This window comes from Halomonas sp. 707D4 (assembly GCF_024158685.1).
Lineage (GTDB): Bacteria > Pseudomonadota > Gammaproteobacteria > Pseudomonadales > Halomonadaceae > Vreelandella.
Map to the genome: position 1 here is coordinate 1 of NZ_JAMZBD010000396.1, position 2,888 is coordinate 2,888.

Below are 2,888 nucleotides of genomic sequence, written 5' to 3' on the forward strand. Positions count from 1 at the left end.
GAGTACGCACACGGCGACCAGAAAGAGCTCGCGGTCGTCGGCGATGCGCTGCTCCTGGGTGTGGGTGAGCTGCTGCAAGCGGTGCATCTCGGCCTGCATCATTTGGGTCAGCTCGAAAAGCTCCATCCCCAGGTGCTCGCAGATGCACTCCAGTCGGGCCAGGGTGAGGTGGCGCTCGGCGAACAGGCGCTTGACCGAGGCTTCGCTCAGGCCGAGCCAGCGCGCCACGTCGGCGTAGGTCTTGCCTTGGGCGCGCAACTGGCGCTTCAGGGTGGCGAGCAGCGAGGCGGTCTGCGACATGCCGTTCTCCCGAGGAAAGTAGCGTATAAGGATACTCGAGCGGGCTCATGGCGCAACTTATCTCGCCAAGGTTGCGCGATATGCAGCGCTCATCGAAAGTCGCTTCACGACAAGGACACACAAGGTTCACCCCATGCAACGACTCTACCGAATGCCGGGCGCCTGGCCCTACCTGGCGGCGATCTTTCTCAACGCCTTCGTGGACCTGGGCCACAAGATCGTCATCCAGAACACCATCTTCAAGAGCTTCGACGGCACGACCCAGGTGATGCTCACCGCTGTGGTCAACGGGCTGATCCTGCTGCCGTTCATCCTGCTGTTTCGCCCGGCGGGGTTCGTCGCCAGCACCTATCCCAAGGTGCGCGTGCTGCGCGCCGCCGCCTGGGGGGCGGTGGGCATCTCGCTGGGGATCACCGCGGCCTACTACCTTGGCCACTTCTGGCTCGCCTTCGCCATGACGCTGGCGCTGGCGGTACAGTCGGCCTTCTACTCGCCGGCCAAGTACGCGATGGTCAAGACGCTGTTCGGCAAGCCGCGCCTGGCGGAAGCCAACGGGTTGGTGCAGGCGGTGACCATCGTGGCGATTCTGGCCGGCACCCTGGCGTTCACCGCGCTGTTCGAAGTCATGCTCGGCGCCCGTGACGGCGACCCGAGCGCTCTACTGCACCGGGTCGCGCCGCTGGGCTGGCTGCTGGTGGGCAACAGCCTGCTCCAGGCGCTGCTGCTTTACCGCCTGCCGCTGGACGCCGCTCCCGCCGCCGAGCCGGATACGGTGCCTGCGCCCCGCTCCACCCGCGAAACGCTGAGTGCCATCGCTCGCCAGCCGGTGCTGAGGCTCTCGATCATCGGGCTTGCGACCTTCTGGTCCGTGGGCCAGGTGCTCCTGGCGGCGTTTCCCGCCTACGCCAAGCAGGCGCTGGCCATCGACAACACCCTGGTGCTGCAGGGCATTCTCGCCGCCAGCGGCGTGGGCATCGCGCTGGGATCGATGCTCGCCAGCCGCTTCTCGAAAAACCGCATCGAGACCGGCCTGATTCCGGTCGGGGCGCTGGGCGTGGCGCTGGGGCTCGGCGCGCTGTCGTTTCTCTCGACGCCGCTCGCCCAGGCGCTGAACTTCGTGTTCATCGGCATGATGGGCGGGCTGTTCATCGTCCCGCTCAACGCCTTGATCCAGTTTCACGCCGAGGAGCGCACGCTTGGCACGGTGCTGGCCGCCAACAACTGGTTCCAGAACCTGTCGATGCTCGGGTTTCTCGTCGTCACCGCGCTGGTGGCGCTGGCGGGCCTGGACAGCCGCTACCTGCTCTGGCTGATCACCGCCGTGGCCCTGGTGGGCGGTGCCTACACCGTGGTCAAGCTGCCCCAGAGCCTGGTGCGCTTCGTGTTGAGTTTCCTGCTCACCCGCCACTACCGCGTGGCGGTGCACGGGCTCGAGAACATGCCCGCCCAGGGTGGCGTGCTGCTGCTGGGCAACCACATCAGCTTCGTCGACTGGGCCATGGTGCAGATCGCCTCGCCTCGACCGGTGCGCTTCGTGATGCTCAAGAGCGTGTTCGATCGCTGGTATTTGCGCGGCTTTCTCAAGGCGTTGGGCTGCATTCCCATTGAGCGGGGCGAAAGCGCGGCGGCCTCCCTCGAGGCGGTGGCCGAGCAGCTCAACGCCGGCGAGGTGGTGTGCCTGTTCCCGGAAGGCGCGATCAGCCGCACCGGTCAGCTCGGCGAATTCCGTCGCGGCTACCAGCGCGCCTGCGAGAAGGCCAACCCGGACGTGGTCATCGTGCCGTTCTACCTGCGCGGGCTGTGGGGCAGCCAGTTCTCGCGCTCCTCAAGCAAGCTCAAGACCCTGCGCAACGCCCCGCTGCACCGCGCGGTGACCGTCGCCTTCGGCGAGCCGCTGTCGAAGGACACCCCGGCGGACGTGCTCAAGCGGCGCATCTTCGAGCAGGCCACCCGCTCCTGGCAGCACGCCCTGGAAGATCTTCCCACCCTAGGTGAGACGTGGATCAAGAGCGTCAAGCGCCGCCCTGGCGAGCTTGCCCTGATCGACTCGATCAGCCGTCCGCTCTCGTCGGCCAAGGCGCTCAGCGCCAGCCTGCTGCTCGCCCGGCGCTTTCGAGCCCTCGCCCCGGAGCAGAACCTGGGCCTGCTGCTGCCCACCAGCAGCGCCGGGGTGCTGGCCAACATGGCCACGCTGCTGGCGGGCAAGACGGTGGTCAACCTGAACTACACCGCCGGCCTCGAGGCGCTGGGCTCGGCGCTCGAACAGGCCGAGATCACGACCGTGATCACCTCCGAGCGCTTCATCGAGAAGCTCGCGGCGCGCGGACTCGATACCCAGGCGCTGCTGGCCGACACCCGTGTGGTGACCCTCGAATCCTTGCAGGCGCAGATCAGCGGCGTGGCCAAGGTGGCGACCTGGCTTGGCGTGCGCCTGCTGCCTGCTCGGGCGCTGTGTGCGCTCTTCGACCGGGCGCGCGGCGCCGAGCAGACGGCGGCGATCCTGTTCTCCAGCGGCAGCGAAGGCGCGCCCAAGGGCGTGATGCTCAGCCACCGCAACCTGATGGCCAACATCCAGCAGACCTCGGATG

At 67.4% G+C, this 2,888-nt stretch carries 2 protein-coding genes; one reads left to right on the plus strand and one right to left on the minus strand.

Annotated features, from left to right (window positions below):
• Positions 1-300: helix-turn-helix domain-containing protein (locus tag BIS11_RS14205; protein ID WP_253586365.1), on the minus strand; the 300-nt coding region annotated here is incomplete at its 3' end.
• A gap of 133 nt (positions 301-433) precedes the next feature.
• Between BIS11_RS14205 and BIS11_RS14210 the strand changes: the two genes are divergently transcribed.
• Positions 434-2,888: MFS transporter (locus BIS11_RS14210; protein ID WP_253586366.1), on the plus strand; the 2,455-nt coding region annotated here is incomplete at its 3' end.